General features: G+C 35.0%; 18 protein-coding genes. 16 read left to right on the forward strand and 2 right to left on the reverse strand.

Annotated elements, in window-relative coordinates; genetic code table 11:
- The first annotated feature begins 149 nt into the window (after window positions 1-149).
- From Q9B79_RS13855 to calY, 5 genes are all read left to right on the forward strand, one after another.
- Entirely contained in the window at window positions 150-1,436 is a 1,287-nt protein-coding gene (locus Q9B79_RS13855) for a D-alanyl-D-alanine carboxypeptidase family protein (protein WP_306185113.1), read from the forward strand.
- Window positions 1,437-1,620: 184 nt separating this feature from the next.
- On the forward strand, window positions 1,621-2,190 hold the full coding sequence (gene sipW / locus Q9B79_RS13860) for a signal peptidase I SipW (RefSeq protein WP_306185115.1): 570 nt from the start codon (window positions 1,621-1,623) through the stop codon (window positions 2,188-2,190).
- A gap of 62 nt (window positions 2,191-2,252) precedes the next feature.
- On the forward strand, window positions 2,253-2,840 hold the full coding sequence (locus Q9B79_RS13865) for a CalY family protein (RefSeq protein ID WP_131932890.1): 588 nt from the start codon (window positions 2,253-2,255) through the stop codon (window positions 2,838-2,840).
- Window positions 2,841-3,002: 162 nt separating this feature from the next.
- Window positions 3,003-3,857: a DUF4047 domain-containing protein gene (locus tag Q9B79_RS13870; RefSeq protein WP_306185119.1), complete on the forward strand. Its 855-nt coding sequence runs from the start codon at window positions 3,003-3,005 to the stop codon at window positions 3,855-3,857.
- A 402-nt stretch (window positions 3,858-4,259) separates the two neighbouring features.
- Window positions 4,260-4,853 (forward strand): biofilm matrix protein CalY, encoded by a 594-nt coding sequence (calY, locus tag Q9B79_RS13875; protein WP_306185121.1) that lies wholly within the window; start codon window positions 4,260-4,262, stop codon window positions 4,851-4,853.
- Between the two features lie 75 nt (window positions 4,854-4,928).
- Here the strand turns inward: calY and Q9B79_RS13880 are convergent, their stop codons facing one another.
- The gene (locus Q9B79_RS13880; RefSeq protein WP_000578877.1) at window positions 4,929-5,252 is read right to left on the reverse strand and encodes a helix-turn-helix domain-containing protein; all 324 of its coding nucleotides are present in this window, start codon (window positions 5,250-5,252) and stop codon (window positions 4,929-4,931) included.
- 79 nt (window positions 5,253-5,331) lie between these two features.
- Window positions 5,332-5,466 (reverse strand): anti-repressor SinI family protein, encoded by a 135-nt coding sequence (locus Q9B79_RS13885; protein WP_000276218.1) that lies wholly within the window; start codon window positions 5,464-5,466, stop codon window positions 5,332-5,334.
- Between the two features lie 343 nt (window positions 5,467-5,809).
- Here Q9B79_RS13885 and inhA1 point away from each other — a divergent pair, with 343 nt between their 5' ends.
- The 11 genes from inhA1 (at window position 5,810) to Q9B79_RS13940 (ending at window position 18,947) form a co-directional block, all read left to right on the forward strand.
- Window positions 5,810-8,200: a M6 family metalloprotease immune inhibitor InhA1 gene (inhA1, locus tag Q9B79_RS13890; protein WP_306185124.1), complete on the forward strand. Its 2,391-nt coding sequence runs from the start codon at window positions 5,810-5,812 to the stop codon at window positions 8,198-8,200.
- A gap of 171 nt (window positions 8,201-8,371) precedes the next feature.
- On the forward strand, window positions 8,372-9,739 hold the full coding sequence (locus tag Q9B79_RS13895; protein WP_306185125.1) for an aldehyde dehydrogenase: 1,368 nt from the start codon (window positions 8,372-8,374) through the stop codon (window positions 9,737-9,739).
- A gap of 238 nt (window positions 9,740-9,977) precedes the next feature.
- A complete protein-coding gene (potA, locus tag Q9B79_RS13900; RefSeq protein ID WP_000720319.1) occupies window positions 9,978-10,961 on the forward strand; it encodes a spermidine/putrescine ABC transporter ATP-binding protein PotA in 984 nt (327 codons plus the stop codon).
- Window positions 10,958-11,806 carry a spermidine/putrescine ABC transporter permease PotB gene (gene potB, locus Q9B79_RS13905; RefSeq protein ID WP_306185127.1) on the forward strand — a complete coding sequence of 283 codons (849 nt, stop codon included), beginning with the start codon at window positions 10,958-10,960 and terminating at the stop codon, window positions 11,804-11,806. The genes potA and potB overlap by 4 nt, the downstream gene beginning before the upstream one ends.
- 6 nt (window positions 11,807-11,812) lie before the next feature.
- A complete protein-coding gene (potC, locus tag Q9B79_RS13910; RefSeq protein ID WP_000714198.1) occupies window positions 11,813-12,613 on the forward strand; it encodes a spermidine/putrescine ABC transporter permease PotC in 801 nt (266 codons plus the stop codon).
- A 38-nt stretch (window positions 12,614-12,651) separates the two neighbouring features.
- On the forward strand, window positions 12,652-13,701 hold the full coding sequence (gene potD / locus Q9B79_RS13915; RefSeq protein WP_098596748.1) for a spermidine/putrescine ABC transporter substrate-binding protein PotD: 1,050 nt from the start codon (window positions 12,652-12,654) through the stop codon (window positions 13,699-13,701).
- Between the two features lie 59 nt (window positions 13,702-13,760).
- Complete coding sequence (locus Q9B79_RS13920) at window positions 13,761-14,408, forward strand: phosphatase PAP2 family protein (RefSeq protein WP_306185130.1); 648 nt, start codon at window positions 13,761-13,763, stop codon at window positions 14,406-14,408.
- A gap of 109 nt (window positions 14,409-14,517) precedes the next feature.
- Window positions 14,518-16,710 (forward strand): MMPL family transporter, encoded by a 2,193-nt coding sequence (locus Q9B79_RS13925; protein WP_306185133.1) that lies wholly within the window; start codon window positions 14,518-14,520, stop codon window positions 16,708-16,710.
- Window positions 16,711-16,811: 101 nt separating this feature from the next.
- Complete coding sequence (locus tag Q9B79_RS13930) at window positions 16,812-17,228, forward strand: hypothetical protein (protein WP_048526774.1); 417 nt, start codon at window positions 16,812-16,814, stop codon at window positions 17,226-17,228.
- Between the two features lie 98 nt (window positions 17,229-17,326).
- A complete protein-coding gene (locus Q9B79_RS13935) occupies window positions 17,327-18,250 on the forward strand; it encodes an RluA family pseudouridine synthase (RefSeq protein WP_306185135.1) in 924 nt (307 codons plus the stop codon).
- Window positions 18,251-18,341: 91 nt separating this feature from the next.
- Window positions 18,342-18,947, forward strand: a complete 606-nt coding sequence (locus Q9B79_RS13940) for a DUF1648 domain-containing protein (RefSeq protein WP_306185137.1) — start codon at window positions 18,342-18,344, stop codon at window positions 18,945-18,947.
- Window positions 18,948-18,975: the final 28 nt, after the last annotated feature.

The raw sequence follows: 18,975 nt of genomic DNA on the forward strand, positions 1-18,975 counted from the left end.
CTTATTTTTTATTGTATATTTATGTCATCCATCGTAAAAATATGATATAGTAAAAAATAGTGAATATTCTTCCAATTTAATACAATTTACATATGGATTGGTAGATTCAGTTTTTAAGCTATGAGAGTATAGTGAAAAGGGAGAGTCATATGGTAAATTTAAAGAGAATTTTGGCTTTTATTACCGTTATTTATTTAATTTTTTTGACACCTATGACGTTACGTGCTGAGACGAATATTGGAGTAAATCCAGAACAAGTGGCACCACCACCTAAGGAAGGGCCAAATGTTTTTAGTCAGTTTGCAACTACGATTGATGCGAAAACAGGAGATATGTTGTATGACAAAAATGCACATCATCGCGCGTTTCCAGCTAGTATGACGAAGGTGTTAACGGCGATTTTACTTATGGAGCATACGAAGCCAGAGGATCAGTTTACGTTTTCACAATTAGCATTAGATCAAGAGAAGAGTAATTATCAAATTGAGTTTCAACCTGGTGAGACGATTAATAGAAATACTGCGCTTATGATTTTAATGGTGCTGAGTGCGAATGATGTGTCGTATGCGATTGCGGAGCGTATTGGTGGAAGTGTTGAGAATTTCGCTCATATGATGAATGAGAGAGCGAAACAATTAGGGGCTACAGATAGTCATTTTGTCACACCAAATGGATTGCATAATCCAAATCATTATACTACGCCATATGATATGGCGATGATTACGAGAGGTGTGCAAAAGTATCCTGAAATTCTGCAAGCAATGAATACGAAAAGAACGACAGTTACGACATCTAGACAGACGGTGTCTATTTTTAACAAGTCTACTTATTTTGAAAATCCATATAGTATTGGTGGGAAGACTGGTTTTACAAATGAAGCGCGCAATACACTCGTTTTATTAAATGAGAAGGATGGAAATCGTATTATAAATGTAGTAATGGCTTCTCAAAGACCCGAAATTTATGAAGATTTGAAGCAGATGGCGGACTATTCTTTCGGTCAATTTGTGAAGCAAACTGTACTAGATAAACATAGTTGGCATCAAAAGACAACATATTTAAATAAAGATATTGATAGCGAACTTGAGCAAAGTGCAGAACTTATGCTTAAGAAAGATGAAGGGAAAAATGTAAGGACGATTTTTCGTGCGGCTTCATTAGATAAAGATTCTTTATATCATAAAGGAATTCATCGTGGTGAGGTAGTTGGGGCAGTTGATATTACGAAAAATAATCAAACAATTGCGACGGTAAATGTTCTTTCAAAAGAGGATGTTACTTTTGCGATGCCTAAAAAAGATACGGCTACGCCTGAAGTAAACGAATCAAATGTGAAAATAATAAGCGCTGGGATAGGTGCTGCTGTACTATTTGGAGCCATTTTATTTGTAGTGCTACGCCGAAATACAACAGGAATGAAATCAGAAGAAAAATAAATTACTAGTAAAAAGGCTGTTCCGAGTGAACAGCCTTTTTATTTTTAAAATAACTAATAATTGTAAATATTATTATTGCATTTCTGATTTGTTCGTTATATTATTTAGTTGTGTTCTTGTTAAAGAACGTAAATGAATATTGCATACTTCAAATAATATAAAACAACGGAGAGGAAGAGATACGATGAAATTAATTTGGAAGGTGATTAGCAACGTTATCTCATTTGTTTTATTTGCGTTGATGGTTTGCTTAGCTTTTGTAGTTATTTCTTCAAAAGCGAGTGGTGGTGATCCAACAGTAATGGGATATCAATTTAAGAGTGTTCTTTCAGGATCGATGGAGCCAACATTTTTAACAGGATCAATCATTGCGATAGAGCCGACGAAAGATGGTTCTAAATATCAAAAAGGTGATGTTATTACTTTTAAAGAGAAAGATCAAAAAATTATCACTCACCGTATTATCGGTGTGAAAGATATAAATGGAAAAGTAATGTATGAAACAAAAGGGGATAACAACAACGGGCCAGATTTAGAACCAGTACTTGCGGAGAATGTCATTGGAAAATACGCGGATATTACAGTTCCTTATGCAGGGTATGCATTAAATTATGCGAATTCAAAAGCGGGAGCTGCTTTACTTCTTATTATTCCAGGAGTCTTTTTACTAGGATATTCCGCTATTACTATTTTTAGTGCTATTCGTAGCATAGACGGAGAAAAGAAAGAGAACAAGGTAGAACAATCCGTCTAGTTTATTTGGTTATACTTTCCGTTTAGGAAGTTGACAAATATATAAATCAAGGGGATATGGACATGACTTTAAAGAAAAAATTAGGAATGGGTATCGCATCGGCAGTATTAGGAGCAGCGTTAGTTGGCGGAGGAACGTTTGCATTTTTCAGTGATAAAGAAGTATCAAACAATACATTTGCGGCTGGTACGCTTGATTTAGCGTTAAATCCATCAACAGTTGTGAATGTGTCGAATTTAAAACCTGGTGATACAGTTGAAAAAGAATTTAAATTAGAAAATAAAGGAACATTAGATATTAAAAAAGTACTACTAAAAACAGATTATAATGTAGAAGATGTGAAGAAAGATAATAAAGATGATTTTGGTAAACATATTAAAGTAACATTCTTAAAAAATGTAGACAAGCATGAAACAATCGTCAAGGAAACAACGCTAGATAAATTGAAGAGTGAAACACTTACTGCGGTAAATAACGATTTAGCTGCTTGGTTCTGGGATGAAAAAGGTATTTCTGCAGGTAAATCCGATAAATTCAAAGTGAAATTTGAGTTCGTTGATAATAAAAAAGATCAAAATGAATTCCAGGGGGATAAGCTACAATTAACTTGGACGTTTGATGCACAACAAGGTGACGCTGAAGCAAAATAATAATGACAAGAAATAGAGACTATCAAAAATGATAGTCTCCTTTTCTGTTAAAAGGGAAATGTAAAAAGAAAGATAATTTTTTATATCATTTTATAATTCACTTTATTATAATAAAGGTATGGTTCTTGATAAAGAACAAGTTGTTCGATAGGAGAGATTAAAATGCTGAAGCCACCTCGCAATTTCAAAAAGATGCTTATATTGCCATGTTTGTGTTCGATTACTTTTTATTTAGGCTCTCAAATGATGACTTATACAGAAGCAGCTTTCGTTCATGAAACGAAAGTAACGGCTACTATTTCTACAGCAAGTATTTTTCCAAAAACAGTTGATCAATTAACAGAACAAGCTAAGCAACATAAGGAAGTTATTTTGCATGAGTATAAAGAGATGAAATCAAAAGTAACTGTTACCTCCGTTCAAGAGTTAGAACAGGCTCTTGTTACGTGGAAGCAAGGGCGTGAGAAAATAGTTGCTGAGAGAGAATCGTTACAAAAAGTGTATAACTCAATAGAAGAACCTTATAATCAAGTACAAGAAGAGTTAAAAGGAAATACAATTGAATCGAATAAGCAAGTATTCTCGTATGTGAATGCTGGCTTCCATATAGTGAAAGAAAACTGTGAGTATGTTGATAAAGAAGTTAATTTACAAGTGATTGATAAACAAATTCAAGATTTTGAGAAGTTACTAGTAGATGAAACAACAAAACAAGTGAGTGAGAGTAAGAAACAAGAAGAAGCGAAAAAGCTAGAAGAGAGTAAGAAACAAGAAGAAGCGAAAAAGTTAGAAGAGAGTAAGAAACAAGAAGAAGTGAAAAAATTAGAAGAGAGTAAGAAACAAGAAGAAGCGAAAAAATTAGAAGAGGGTAAGAAACAAGAGGAAGCGAAAAAATTAGAAGAGAGTAAGAAACAAGAGGAAACGAAAAAGTTAGAAGAGAGTAAGAAACAAGAGGAAGCGAAAAAATTAGAAGAGAGTAAGAAACAAGAAGAACAGAAAAATAAAGATAGCAAGTAAAATGTAGTAACATTCTAGAGTAGATAGGGATTATAAACGAATAGGTGAGGAGAGCACTATCACTCGCCTATTTTTTCGTGTCCTTTTTATTTTATTCAGCCACCTAAAGTTAATTAGATGGATGAAGGCTATTCATTAGTGGAGATAGGTCAAGACATTAACAAAATATTATTTTTATCTTTCTGTATTTTACTGAAAAGTCAAAATAATATTGAGAAATAAAAATGACTGAAAATATTAATAAATATTTGTTGTATTTATATAGGTTTGTTCGTTATAATGAACATAAGGTTTTTAAAAAAGAACAAATATTAGCTAATGCTAATATAGTTTTAGTTACATCTCTTATTTTAAATAAGAGATAGCAATAAAAATATAAAAAACAGCTAGGGGGAATTGATTGTGAGTCTGAAAAAGAAATTAGGTATGGGAGTTGCATCAGCAGCATTGGGGTTATCTTTAATTGGTGGAGGAACATTCGCATACTTTAGCGATAAAGAAGTATCGAATAATACATTTGCGGCTGGGACGTTAGATCTTACATTAGACCCTACAACGCTTGTAGATATTAAAGATTTAAAACCAGGGGATTCTGTTAAGAAAGAGTTCTTATTAAAGAATAGCGGTTCATTAACAATTAAAGACGTTAAACTAGCGACAAAGTATACTGTGAAAGATGCAAAAGGCGATAATGCTGGTGAAGACTTTGGTAAGCACATTAAAGTGAAATTCCTTTGGAACTGGGATAAACAAAGTGAGCCTGTATATGAAACAACTTTAGCAGACTTACAAAAAACTGATCCAGATCTTTTAGCTAAAGACATCTTTGCTCCTGAGTGGGGAGAAAAGGGTGGATTAGAAGCTGGTACAGAGGATTATTTATGGGTACAATTTGAATTTGTAGATGATGGAAAAGACCAAAATGTCTTCCAAGGTGATTCATTGAATTTAGAATGGACATTCAATGCTAACCAAGAAGCTGGCGAAGAAAAATAATAAAAAAGCGGGTATCCCCCGCTTTTTTTTATAAAGAAAAAAGAAGTGCCGGTTGTAAGCACTTCTTTCTATTTATTATTTTTGATCTTGCTTCCATTTTGTAAATTCAAGAAATTCACGAAATTGTTCTTTGGAGACACCAGAGTTCATTGCATCTTTGACGAGCTGTGTCCATTCGGAGTCTAGGTTAGCTTCCTTTGTTGTTTCATCATGAAGTAAAGTATCAACTGGAATTTGTAGAACTGCTGCGATCTTTTCAAGAAACTGAATGGAAGGGTTCTTTTGTAAATTTCGTTCTATAGAACTAATGTAAGATTTAGCAACACCAGCTTTTTCGGCAAGTTCAGTTAATGAAATACCTTTTTGTAAACGCAGGCGTTTTATACGTTCTCCAATCATATTTGCGCACCTTTCTATCAATATGTCGTCGTCTTATGATGTCATTATTATAACATAAACTTCGTTAAAAAGAACAAACCTATTGAGCCTGAGTGGATGGCTTCATACGTTGGAAAAAATGTTCGATATCTTGCAGGGCGATACCAGCGTCTAGAGCTTCAAGTATTAAATCAATCCATTCTTGGTCCAGTGCGTCAGTCTTATCTTTGTACAAATGTAATTCCTCCCTAATTATCGGTCATAATTGCTGCTACAGAATACGTGATAATACAATCAGATTTTGTATTTTTATGTAGTGAATTATCAAATATTTTGTAGATAAAACAAAGATAAAATCCCCATTAAATTCCCTCTATGGCGATTATAAAGTTTCTGACAAATATTTTCAATATTTTCAGAAAACATTGTTGAATTGTGATATATTCGTATGCTAACTATGGAATTTTTACAAATATATTAAAAACATTACATAATATGACTAAATATTGAAAAAATATTGAATTTTTAATAAAATTCAATTTGTAATACATATTATTTATTAGGGGAGGAAATAAGGGATGAACAAGAAACCGTTCAAAGTTTTATCATCAATTGCTTTGACAGCTGTATTAGGTCTTTCATTCGGAGCAGGTGGCCAGTCTGCATATGCTGAAACACCTGTAAATAAGACAGCTACGAGCCCAGTTGATGATCATTTAATTCCGGAAGAACGTTTAGCGGATGCGCTAAAAAAACGTGGGGTAATTGATTCGAAGGCTTCAGAGACAGAAACAAAGAAAGCTGTCGAAAAATACGTAGAGAACAAAAAAGGTGAAAATCCTGGGAAAGAAGTATCAAATGGGGACCCACTTACGAAAGAAGCATCTGACTTTTTAAAGAAAGTGAAAGATGCAAAAGCAGATACGAAAGAAAAGGTAGATAAACCAGCAACAGGAACACCTGCAGCGACAGGGCCAGTTAAAGGTGGTCTAAATGGTAAAGTACCAACATCTCCAGCAAAGCAAAAAGCGTACAACGGTGATGTTCGTAAAGATAAAGTACTCGTTTTACTTGTAGAGTACGCTGACTTTAAACATAACAATATCGATAAAGAACCTGGTTATATGTATTCGGAAGATTTTAACAAAGAACATTATGAAAAAATGTTATTCGGTAATGAGCCATTCACATTAGATGATGGAAGTAAAATCGAAACATTTAAACAATATTACGAAGAGCAATCTGGTGGTAGTTACACAGTAGATGGAACAGTTACAAAATGGTTAACAGTTCCTGGTAAAGCTGCTGATTACGGTGCAGATGCAGCAAGTGGCGGTCATGATAATAAAGGACCAAAAGGACCACGAGATTTAGTAAAAGATGCATTAAAAGCGGCTGTAGATAGCGGTATTGATTTATCAGAGTTCGACCAATTTGACCAATACGATGTAAATGGTGATGGAAATCAAAATCAACCGGACGGTTTAATCGATCACTTAATGATTATTCATGCAGGTGTTGGACAAGAAGCTGGTGGTGGTAAATTAGGTGACGATGCGATTTGGTCACACCGCTGGACTGTTGGACCGAAACCATTCCCAATCGAAGGCACACAAGCGAAAGTTCCGTATTGGGGCGGAAAGATAGCAGCATTTGACTACACAATTGAGCCAGAAGATGGCGCAGTTGGTGTATTCGCACATGAATACGGTCATGATTTAGGTCTTCCAGATGAGTATGATACGCAATATAGCGGTCAAGGTGAGCCGATTGAATCTTGGTCTATTATGAGTGGTGGTAGCTGGGCTGGTAAAATTGCAGGAACAACGCCAACAAGTTTCTCACCGCAAAATAAAGAGTTTTTCCAAAAAACAATCGGTGGTAACTGGGCAAATATCCTAGAAGTAGATTACGAGAAATTAAATAAAGGTATTGGTCTAGCAACATATTTAGACCAAAGTGTTACGAAATCAGAAAGACCAGGTATGATTCGTGTAAACTTACCTGATAAAGATGTAAAAACAATTGCTCCAGCATTTGGTAAACAGTATTACTACAGCACAAAAGGTGACGATCTTCATACGAAGATGGAAACACCACTGTTCGATTTAACGAATGCAACGACTGCAAAATTTGATTTCAAATCATTATATGAAATTGAAGCGGAGTATGACTTCCTTGAAGTACATGCTGTAACAGAAGATGGTAAACAAACATTAATTGAAAGACTTGGTGAGAAAGCTAATAGTGGAAATGCAGATTCGACAAATGGAAAATGGATTGACAAATCATATGACTTAAGCCAGTTCAAAGGTAAGAAAGTAAAATTAACATTTGATTACATTACTGATGGTGGTTTAGCATTAAATGGATTTGCTCTTGATAATGCTTCATTAACAGTAGATGGTAAAGTAGTATTCTCTGATGATGCAGAAGGTACACCACAATTAAAATTAGATGGCTTCGTTGTATCTAACGGAACTGAGAAGAAAAAACATAACTATTATGTAGAGTGGAGAAACTATGCTGGTGCAGATAACGCATTGAAATTTGCACGCGGTCCAGTATTTAACACTGGTATGGTTGTATGGTATGCGGACTCTGCTTACACAGATAACTGGGTTGGCGTACATCCAGGACACGGTTTCCTTGGCGTAGTTGATTCTCACCCAGAAGCGATTGTAGGAACTTTAAATGGTAAACCGACAGTTAAGAGTAGTACACGATTCCAAATTGCTGATGCTGCGTTCTCATTCGACAAAACGCCAGCTTGGAAAGTTGTATCTCCAACGCGTGGAACGTTTACGTATGATGGCTTAGCAGGTGTACCGAAGTTTGACGATTCAAAAACGTATATTAATCAACAGATTCCAGATGCAGGACGTATTTTACCGAATCTTGGCCTGAAGTTTGAAGTTGTAGGACAAGCTGATGATAATTCTGCAGGTGCTGTTCGTTTATATCGTTAACACAGTAAAACTACCGAGAGATTTTCTTTCGGTAGTTTTTTTGTGAGCAATGAATTTTATATAAAAGAAGAAATTATATATAATGTAACTTTACGAATAGAATTTTATTATATATGAAGTCTATATAAATAATGAAGGAATTGGATAAAAATAGTGGGAGAAGGTGAATGAATGAGTGTTTCTTCTATTGTAAATAAACAAAAGGCATATTTTTATAATGGCCATACGAGAAGTATAGAAGTGAGAAAGAATAATTTGAACAAGCTTTATGAAGGCATTCAGCGCTTTGAAGAAGAAATATTTCAGGCATTGAAATTAGATTTAAATAAATCAGCTCACGAGTCATTTACAACGGAAGTTGGATATGTATTAAAGGAAATTTCCTTTCAATTGAAGCATATTTCATCGTGGAGTAAACCGAAGCGAGTTCGAACAGCACTTACTCACTTTGGATCAAAGGGAAAAGTAGTGCCAGAACCGTACGGTGTGACACTTATTATTGCACCGTGGAATTATCCGTTTCAATTAGCAATTGCCCCACTTGTAGGAGCGCTGGCAGCTGGAAATACAATCGTTTTAAAGCCGTCAGAGTTAACGCCAAACGTTTCCAAAGTGCTAACAAGAATGTTAGGCGAATTATTCCAAGAAGAGCTTGTAGCGGTAGTAGAAGGCGGCGTTGAAGAGAGTACGGCTTTGCTGAAGGAACCATTTGATTATATTTTCTTTACAGGTAGTGTGGGCGTTGGGAAAGTTATCATGGAGGCAGCAGCAAAACAGTTGACGCCGCTTACGTTAGAACTTGGCGGAAAGAGTCCATGTATTGTACATAAAGATGCCAAAATAGACGTAACAGCAAGACGAATTGTTTGGGGGAAGTTTTTAAATGCAGGGCAAACGTGTGTAGCGCCTGATTATATGTATGTGCATGCTTCGGTGAAAGAACAGTTAATTGAAGCGTTGCGACATGAAATTGAGGAGCAGTATGGAAAAGAGCCACTGCACAATGATAATTATGTACGAATTGTGAGTGAACGTCATTTTGAACGTTTATGTACGTTTTTGAAAGATGGTAAAACTATAATTGGTGGGAACTATAAAAAAGAAACATTACATATAGAACCAACAGTGTTAACTAATGTTACATGGAAAAGTACTGTTATGGAAGACGAAATTTTTGGTCCGATTTTACCAATTATAGAATACGACAACATAGAAGAGGTAATTGACACGATTCAGCAACATCCAAAGCCGTTAGCGTTATATGTATTTTCTGAAGATAAAGAAGTGCAAAAGAAAGTAACGAGTAATATTTCATATGGTGGAGGCTGTATTAATGATGTTGTCTATCATCTTGCAACGCCATATCTACCTTTTGGTGGCGTCGGAAATAGTGGATTAGGGAGTTATCATGGGGAAGAAAGTTTTCGGACTTTTTCACATTATAAAAGCATTTTAGCCCAATCTACAGCATTCGATATGAAAATTCGCTACTCTTCTACAAAAAGTGCTTTAAAATTCATACGAAAGTTGTTAAAATGATGATGGTGTTTATCAGTAGGCGTAGCCGTATGATAATAGCCCCTTCGCAATGGAAGGGGTTTTTCTGTTCGACATTATGTATCATGCGAAAATGAATCAAACATACTACATAAAGAATAGAAGTGAACGCTTGCTAAATAACCATTTTTGTTTGGATCGAAACAAAAAATAGTCTATAGAACATAAATATTTATTCATGAATATAAAAATTAAAATTTAAGGTAGATTGGACGGGAAAATGAAAAAGATTATTAAAGTTGAAGCAGTAGAAAAACATTTTGGAAATCAAGTGATTATCCCACCGCTTTCTTTAGATATTAAAGAAGGGGAATTTTTAACGATTTTAGGGCCAAGTGGTTGCGGGAAAACGACGTTACTTCGTATGATCGCAGGATTTGAAACCCCAACTAAAGGGAATCTTTTATTAGATGATGAAAAGATTAACGATTTGCCACCATATAAACGTCATATGAACCTAGTGTTCCAACATTATGCGTTATTCCCACATATGAATGTGGAGAAAAATATTTGTTTCGGTATGAAAATGCAGAAAGTACCGGCAGCAGAGCAGAAAGAGCGTGCTGAAGAGGCAATGCGTTTAACGCAGTTACTTGAGTTCCGTAATCGTAAACCTGCAAAGCTTTCTGGTGGACAGCAACAGCGTGTGGCAATTGCGAGAGCGATTGTAAATAACCCGCGTGTATTATTACTAGATGAGCCACTTGGGGCGTTAGACTTTAAGTTAAGAAAAGACTTGCAACGTGAATTGAAAAACTTACAACGTAATTTAGGAATTACGTTCATATACGTAACGCACGATCAAGAAGAAGCGATGAGCATGAGTGATCGTATCGTTGTTATGAATAAAGGACATATTGAACAAATCGGAACGCCAAAAGAAATTTATAATAAGCCGAAAACATTGTTCGTTGCGACATTTATCGGTGAAAATAATATTGTGAAAAATGGGGAAGGCTATGTAGCAATTCGCCCTGAAAACGTAAAAGTGCGTTCGGTTGAAGAACCGATTTTAAAAGAATACCATCTTGGACATATTGAAGACATTGAGTTTGTTGGAAATATGGAAAAGCTTTATGTACGTGATGAGAAAACGTCAGAATTACTAATGGCATATCAAACTGCTGAAGAAGCAGCGCAGTGGAGCATTGGAGATAATGTATACGTAGGCTGGGAGCAAGAGGACGAGGTGACCTTAAATTGAAAAAAGGGAAATTACTCGCACTACCTACAGTCGCATGGCTGTTAATCTTCTTCCTAATTCCCCTTCTGTTTGTATTGGCATTTGCTTTCATGCAGCGCGGAGCATATGGGACAGTGGAAATGCAATTTACATTAGAGAACATAGCACGTGTATTTGATCCATTATATATGGGGACGTTATGGGAAACAGTAAAAATTGCGGTTATTACCACAGTAATATGTTTACTAATTGGTTATCCATTTGCGTATACAATTACAATTGTTGATCGTAAGTATCGTTCCATTCTTTTATTATTGGCAACGATCCCGTTTTGGATTAACTTCCTTGTTCGTTCATACGCATGGATTGTTATTTTACGTTCACAAGGTCTTGTAAACACATTGCTATTGAAGCTAGGTATTATTAGTGAACCGTTAAATTTACTATATAATACACCTTCTGTAATACTCGGAATGGTATATTCTTTATTACCATTTATGATTTTACCGGTGTATGCAGCGATTGAGCAGCTTGATAAGCGTAAGCTAGAAGCCGCTTATGATTTAGGGGCCACACCAGTAAAGGCATTTTGGAATGTAACAGTACCAATGACGTTGTCTGGGATTGCTACTGGTTCTATTTTAGTGTTTGTTTCTTCTATCGGAATGTTTGTTGTATCAGACGTTATGGGTGGATCGAAAGTAGCATTAATCGGAAACGTAATTCAAAATCAATTCTTAGGAGCGCGTGATTGGCCGTTTGGATCTGCGTTATCTATGATTGTTGTTCTATTCTCTGTTCTGTTAATTTACTTATATTATCGTGCAACGAAAGTATATAAATATGATGGGAACGGAGGGGAATAGGCAAAAATGAAGAAGTTTTTAGTTTCTTATTCTTGGTTAATTTTATTGTTCTTGTATTTTCCAATGATGGTTTTAATGGTATATTCCTTCAATGATTCTCGCATTAATGCGGAATGGGAAGGATTCACATTCCATTGGTATACAGATTTATTTCAAAAACAAGATGTTATTGATGCGTTTGTAAATAGTATGACGATTGCAATCGTAACGACGATTGTAACGACTGTTCTTGGTGTGATTTTCGCAATTGCATTACATCGTTATAAATATCGTTATGAAGGGGCCATTAACGGTCTTGTATATTTACCAATTTTAATTCCTGATATTTTAATGGGATTATCTTTACTTATTTTATTTAGTCAATTAGGTATGGAGCTTGGTAAAACAACAATTATTATTGCACACATTACATTTAGTATTTCATTTGTTGTCGTTATTTTAGCAGCACGTCTTTCTGGTATGGGACGTGATTTAGAAGAGGCTGCGAATGATTTAGGAGCAACGCCGTGGCAAACATTTCGTTTTGTAACGTTTCCAGCAATTGCACCTGGAGTTATTTCAGCTGCATTATTAACATTCACATTATCAATTGATGATTTTGTAATTAGTTTCTTCGTATCAGGACCAGGATCAACAACATTGCCATTATACATTTACAGTATGGTTAAGCGTGGAGTATCACCAGAAATTAATGCACTTTCTACAATTTTAATTGTAGCTATCGTAGGATTAATGGTTCTATCTGAAATCTTCCGTAACAAAGGTGCAGATGGTGAAGAAAACTCTGGAGGACACCTTCCTTTATAATACGAATGATATAGAAAGTACGAGGGGGTAATAAACCGATGAAATTAATGAAAAGATTAGCCGGCGCAGCAATTAGCTTTAGCCTTGTTGCTGGTGTACTTGCTGGCTGTGGTGAAAAAAAAGAAGAGTTAAACATTTATAGCTGGGCTGACAATTTTGATGAGCAAGTGCTAAAAGATTTTGAAAAGAAATATAACGTGAAAATAAACTATGATAAGTATGCAAGTAATGAAGAAATGCTTGCGAAATTACAAGCTGGTGGCGCGAAGTATGATTTAATTCAGCCATCCGATTACATGGTTAAAACAATGGCGAAAATGGACTTATTAGCGCCGTTAGATAAAAAGAATATCCCGAATATCGAAAATATGATTTCTAATTTCAAAACACCGGCGTTTGATCCAGAGAATAAATATTCTTTAGTATATACTTGGGGCGTAACAGGTATAGCATACAATAAAAAGTATGTGAAAGAAGCACCTACAAGCTGGGCTGACTTATGGAATGAGAAATATAAAGGGCATGTAACTTTATTAAATGATTCTCGTGAAGTTTTAGGAATGGGACTTAAGAAGCATGGATTCTCAAACAGCACGAAAGACGATGCGCAGTTAAAGACTGCAGCAGATGATTTAAAAAAGTTGCTTCCAAACTTATTAGCATTTGATACAGATAATATTAAACAAAAATTCATTACAGAAGATGCTTGGATCGGAACAGTTTGGTCTGGAGATGCAGCATTTATCGCAAAAGATAATAAAGATGTAGAATACGTTGTGCCAAAAGAAGGCGGCACAATTTGGGCTGACACGTTAGCAATTCCAAAAGGCGCGAAAAACAAAGAGCTTGCAGAGAAATTTATGAACTACTTACTAGATGAGAAAGTAAGTGTGAAAAACTACGAGTCAATTGGATACAGTAATCCAAATGAAAAAGCTCATCCTCTTCATAGTAAAGAATATCGTGATAACCACATGATTTTCTTAACGAAGGAAGAATTAGATCGTACAGAATGGCTTGTTGATGTAGACGATAAGTTAAAAGACTATGATCGTTACTGGACAGAGCTAAAAACAAAAGGTAAATAAGTAAGAAAATGCGGTTTCTACAGTAGAAATCGCATTTTTTCATAGTAGGAGGAAATCGTTTGAAAAAGAAGTTACATCAATATGAGCTAGTATGTATCGCTTTATTACTTGTTGTATTTGGCATTGTTGCTTGGCGTGTACATGCGGGTGGCGTTACAGTGATGGATACATATGTCCGAGGATTAGTAAAAGGATTACAAACAGAAGGTTCGCTTACATTTTTCTCACACTATACAAAATTAGGATCTGCCATTGGAATTGTAACTACCCTCATTATAAGTTTACTTGTTTTTGGGAGAAAACGTTATTATGCTGCGATGATCGTATATCCAATGGGCATTTTAATAACACATCTTGTGAATAAAGGAATAAAAGAAATTATGAAAAGAGATCGTCCTTCGTTAAACGAAGCATTGGATGCACTTGGATATAGCTTTCCTAGTGGACATGCAATGTTATCTATTATGACATTCGGATTTCTTGCTTATATTATTGCGGCAAATTTGAAGGGTGTAACAGGGAAATATGTGATAACGATTTTGATGGGAATAGTCATTGTATCGATTGGATTAAGTAGGGTTATTTTAAATGTACATTATCCAACTGATATTTTAGCTGGTTATTGCGTAGGTGGTATTTTGTTAATTATGGCGATTTATTGCCATCGTTTACTTACTGAGAGACTTGGTCTTAATAAAGAGAGATAAAAAACGTCTGGAAACACTATCATTATAGTGTTTCCAGACGTTTTTTGTTTGTATGAAGATATGATACAGTATAAGTGACAATTGAAATATTTAAAGTAGGTGAAAATGTGTGAAAACAAATGTACATAAAGTAGATAAGTGGGGGAAATTAGGAGCTTTTTTGTATCAGTTTCGTTATACGGTAATTGTAGCATTACTATTGCTTGCGATAGCACTCGGTATTTTCGCTCCAAAGTTACCGGGAGTATTAGGTGGTGACGGTTTCCAAACAGAAGGAGACTATCAAAAAACGAAAGAAATTTTAGATAAAGATTTTAAGAGGTCTCAAGATACGCTGTTACTCGTTTTTGAAAAAAATAAAGGCATTTCACATGAGGAATTTCAAAAGCAAGTAGAGGGAATTGTAAAAAATGTACAAGAGAAAGAGACATATGAATCTTTCCATCACCCAGTGCAAAATAAAGAAATGTTACAAGATGATATCGGCTATGCGACAATTTTATTTTCCGGGAAAACAAATAAGGAACGAATGGAAAAGACGTTACAATTTGCTGATAAAATCGAAAAGGAAAGTAATGCAGCATTAAAAGTAACACCTACAGGATTTCCAAAGATTAATCAAGAGATCAATGAAAGAACGCAAAATGATTTAAAAGTAGCAGAAATGATTGGATTACCAATTGCATTTCTCGTATTACTATTTTCATTTGGTAGCCTTTTGGCATCTATTTTACCAATTGTAAATGGGGCACTTAGTGTTATTAGTACGATGGGCATACTATACTTTATAGGTGTCGATAAGGAACTATCTATCTTTGTGTTAAATGTTGCACCGATGATTGGACTTGCGTTATCTATTGATTTTGCACTATTATTTGTAAATCGATTTCGAGAGGAAGTTGCAAAGCGAACGGTAAAAGAAGCGATAGCAATTACATATCAGACAGCAGGGCGTGCAATCGTATTTTCAGGGTTATGTGTATTTGTTGGATTATCTGGTTTGTTCTTCTTTAAAATTGATTACATTCAGTCAGTCGCAATTAGCGGAATGATTGTTGTGATTATGAGTATCTTATTTTCACTCACACTCCTTCCAGCGCTACTATCTTTAATTGGTAAACGAATATTAAAAAAGAATCAAGTAGCACATACGCCGGCAAAGGCGTGGCGTACATTTGCACAATTTGTAATGAAACATCCAATTGCAATGATTATTGTTGTTACAACATTTATTGTGATTTGCTTATTACCATTACGTACGGCTAATTTACAGTTCCCTGATGTAGAAGCTTTACCTAAACAAAGTGATACAAGAATAGCATATGAGAAGTACGAAGAGGCATTTAATGAAACTGCAAAAACACATGCTGATGTTACGTTAGTGGTAGAGACGAAAAAAGATATGAAAGAAAAAGAAAGTTTACAAAAGGTAGAAGAAGTCGTTAAAAAGTTAAAAGATGATAAAAAAGTTCATGAAGTAAGAAGCTTATACGACGGGTTAACTGGAATGAAAGCAGATCAAGTTGCTGGAATATTAGCGTCGCCAGAAGCAGCAAAACTAGCTCCTATATTTGAAGTGTACGCGAAAGGGAATAAAACGACGATAGAAGTCTTTCTAAAAACAAAACCACGTGATGAAACTGCTAAACAGTGGGTTCGTGAATTTAAACAAAATTATAAAGAAACAGATGTGACGTATTATTTAGGCGGAATGACGACGTTCCAACAAGAGTTAGAAGATGAAATTAAAGATAAAGTTGCAATTGGGATGTCTGTTATATTTGGATCGACCTTCGTTATATTATTATTCGCATTCCGATCTATACTCATTCCAATTAAGGCAATTATTATGAATATACTTAGTTTAAGCGCAACAATTGGAATTGTTGTTTGGTTATTTGAAGGTGGGCATTTCGGTTTAGAAGCAAGTCCTGTTCTATTTGTCTTACCAATCTTCATTTTCGGTCTCGTATTTGGGCTTAGCATGGATTATGAAGTCTTTCTTATTTCACGTATCCATGAGTTATATGAAGAAACAGGAGATAACGATCAAGCGACGTTAGAAGGACTTGTGTCAACAAGTAGAATTATTACATCAGCTGCATTAATTATGATTGTTGTAACGGGTGCGTTCGCCTTTACTGATATTTTACCAGTACGGCAAATGGGGCTTGGTGTTGCATTAGCGATATTCCTTGATGCAACAATTATTCGTCTTATGCTTGTACCAAGTTTAATGAAATTGTTTGGAGACTGGAATTGGTGGTTACCATTTCGAAAGAAAAGAGAAAAATCATCATAAAAAATACTCATCTATAAGATGAGTATTTTTTTATGAATAGCAAGACCTATATTTTGCAAATAGTATGTGATAAGAACATTACATATAAGTAGGTGAAGGCAATGTTTCGTTATTTTAAGTTTAAGCTAAATGATACAGTACAGTTTGCAGAAAACGATGGGCATATGTATCGCATTGTCGGTTATCGGTTAGAAAAAGGGTTTTATCCAAAAGATGAATGGACTCATATCATTTATGAACTGCTTAGAGATTTTGATGGGTATACGATGGATGCGGAGGAAGAGGAACTTGTAAAAGTTATTCAAGTAGAGGATGAGTACTACAAAATACAAGAAGTATCGGGCTATCGTTATCCCGTAAAAATGAAGCAAAAACAGCAAGTGATGAAAGTAGAAAAGATGGATGACTTATTAGATACGTATAATGATTATAAAAGATTGGCGGATTTCTTTAAAGATTTATCGTATGAACAAAAAGCGGAAGAAGTATTGCAGGAAATGAAAAAGCGTAGAGCGTGAGGGACAGTCTATTATAAGACTGTCCTCTATTTTTGACGGTGCATCAAATTCTATTTTCCGTTACAATGAGAGAATCAATAGAAATAAGGTGATACAGTATGGAAACGAAGAAGAAGGGCGAATGGTGTGAAATGACTGTTCCAGCGAAATGGAATGGTATAAGCATTGAGTCATTATTAAAAATAGAATGGGAAATACCGAAAAAGTTGTTACATCAGCTTCGTATGGAAAAAGGTATTACTGTTAATGGAGAACAGAGAAGATGGAATGAGCTTCTAAAAGAGGGCGATAAGTTACAAGTTCATATGTTTATGGAGGAAGAGTACGATGTAGAGCCTGAGTATGGTGAATTACATGTAGTATATGAAGACGATCACGTACTCATCGTAAATAAGCCTGAGAAGATGGATACGCACCCTGCTGAAAAAGGTGGAATGGGAACACTTGCAAACCTTGTTGCCTTTCATTTTCAAATGCAAGGTTTAGAGACGAAAGTGCGTCATATTCATCGGTTAGATAAAGATACGACAGGTGGTGTCGTATTTGCTAAGCATAGAATTGCTGGTGCAATTATGGATCGTTTATTAATGGAACGAAAAATTAAAAGAACGTATGCGGCGCTTGTGGAAGGAAAAGTAAAAAAGAAGCAAGGGAAAATTGACGCAGCTATTGGAAGAGATCGCCATCATGCGACGAGACGACGTGTTTCTCCAAAGGGAGACCAAGCCATCACATATTATAAAGTGGAGAAGTATTTTAAAAACCAAAATGTTACGCTCGTAACGTTACAATTAGAAACGGGTAGAACTCATCAAATTCGTGTTCATATGAGCTATAATGGTAATCCCTTAATTGGAGATGTATTATATGGTGGACAAACGAAATATATGTCTAGGCAAGCATTACATGCGATGAAGATAAACTTCTTACATCCCATTACGAAAGAAGAGATCGAAGTGGATGTACCATTTCCTATGAAATTAAATAATACAATAAAAGAATTTCAAAGAATGAATGCATAAAGCATAAGTTTAAATTTGAGAAAAGTAGATTCTTGCAGGAATTTCTCTAAAAGAAGCGAAGCCGTTAAGAGAAAAGAGAGGTGAGAATCACTTGGTCAAATATAAATATATACTAGGAATATTTTTCGCTTGTCTTTTAGTTACTCTATGCCTTTATCCATATGTACCAAACCTTATGGCAGTGCATTGGAATGAAAATGGCGGGCCGAACGAGTTTATGAATAAACAAGTTGTTATAGCATTTATTCCTTTTCTTCTTATTTTTTTACATGGATTGATGTATATTATTTCACATAATATATATAAGTTTAATGAAGGCGAGCATGTCATTATAGGTGGATTTCTAAAGGTGATTACTTTATTCATGTTGTTTATCCATATGCTCATTCTCTTTATTAATTTTGGAAGTATGATATCCTTTCAAACAGGACTAACAATTGGGATTAGTATGTTTCTTTTTATGCTTAGTAAGTTGTTTAAACAAGTTCAGAGTACGGAAAAAGACCTAATCAAATTAAAAAAGATTCGTTTAGTGAGTAGGCGGATTTTTCAAGTGATGGCATGTGGCATATTGTTTTCATTGTTTTTGAACTTAAAATGGGGATTCTACATGTTACTTACTGTAATAAGTTGTGGCTCTATTTTGTTTATGTTCTACATATTGTACTCATACATAATAGAAAGTTATGAAACATAAAAAAGAGTCTTCTCATAATGAGAAGGCT

Origin of the sequence: Bacillus sp. MHSD_36 (assembly GCF_030757775.1) — a bacterium.
In the GTDB taxonomy this organism is placed as follows: domain Bacteria; phylum Bacillota; class Bacilli; order Bacillales; family Bacillaceae_G; genus Bacillus_A.

Excerpts from the sequence above, each read along its gene's own strand:
- Q9B79_RS13870 (WP_306185119.1), top strand. The coding sequence starts at position 3,003 with ATGCTGAAGCCACCTCGCAATTTCAAAAAGATGCTTATATTGCCATGT.
- Q9B79_RS13895 (WP_306185125.1), top strand. The coding sequence starts at position 8,372 with ATGAGTGTTTCTTCTATTGTAAATAAACAAAAGGCATATTTTTATAAT.
- Q9B79_RS13865 (WP_131932890.1), top strand. The coding sequence starts at position 2,253 with ATGACTTTAAAGAAAAAATTAGGAATGGGTATCGCATCGGCAGTATTA.
- potD (WP_098596748.1), top strand. The coding sequence starts at position 12,652 with ATGAAATTAATGAAAAGATTAGCCGGCGCAGCAATTAGCTTTAGCCTT.
- inhA1 (WP_306185124.1), top strand. The coding sequence starts at position 5,810 with ATGAACAAGAAACCGTTCAAAGTTTTATCATCAATTGCTTTGACAGCT.
- potC (WP_000714198.1), top strand. The coding sequence starts at position 11,813 with ATGAAGAAGTTTTTAGTTTCTTATTCTTGGTTAATTTTATTGTTCTTG.
- sipW (WP_306185115.1), top strand. The coding sequence starts at position 1,621 with ATGAAATTAATTTGGAAGGTGATTAGCAACGTTATCTCATTTGTTTTA.
- potA (WP_000720319.1), top strand. The coding sequence starts at position 9,978 with ATGAAAAAGATTATTAAAGTTGAAGCAGTAGAAAAACATTTTGGAAAT.
- Q9B79_RS13855 (WP_306185113.1), top strand. The coding sequence starts at position 150 with ATGGTAAATTTAAAGAGAATTTTGGCTTTTATTACCGTTATTTATTTA.
- Q9B79_RS13935 (WP_306185135.1), top strand. The coding sequence starts at position 17,327 with ATGGAAACGAAGAAGAAGGGCGAATGGTGTGAAATGACTGTTCCAGCG.
- Q9B79_RS13930 (WP_048526774.1), top strand. The coding sequence starts at position 16,812 with ATGTTTCGTTATTTTAAGTTTAAGCTAAATGATACAGTACAGTTTGCA.
- Q9B79_RS13880 (WP_000578877.1), bottom strand. The coding sequence starts at position 5,252 with ATGATTGGAGAACGTATAAAACGCCTGCGTTTACAAAAAGGTATTTCA.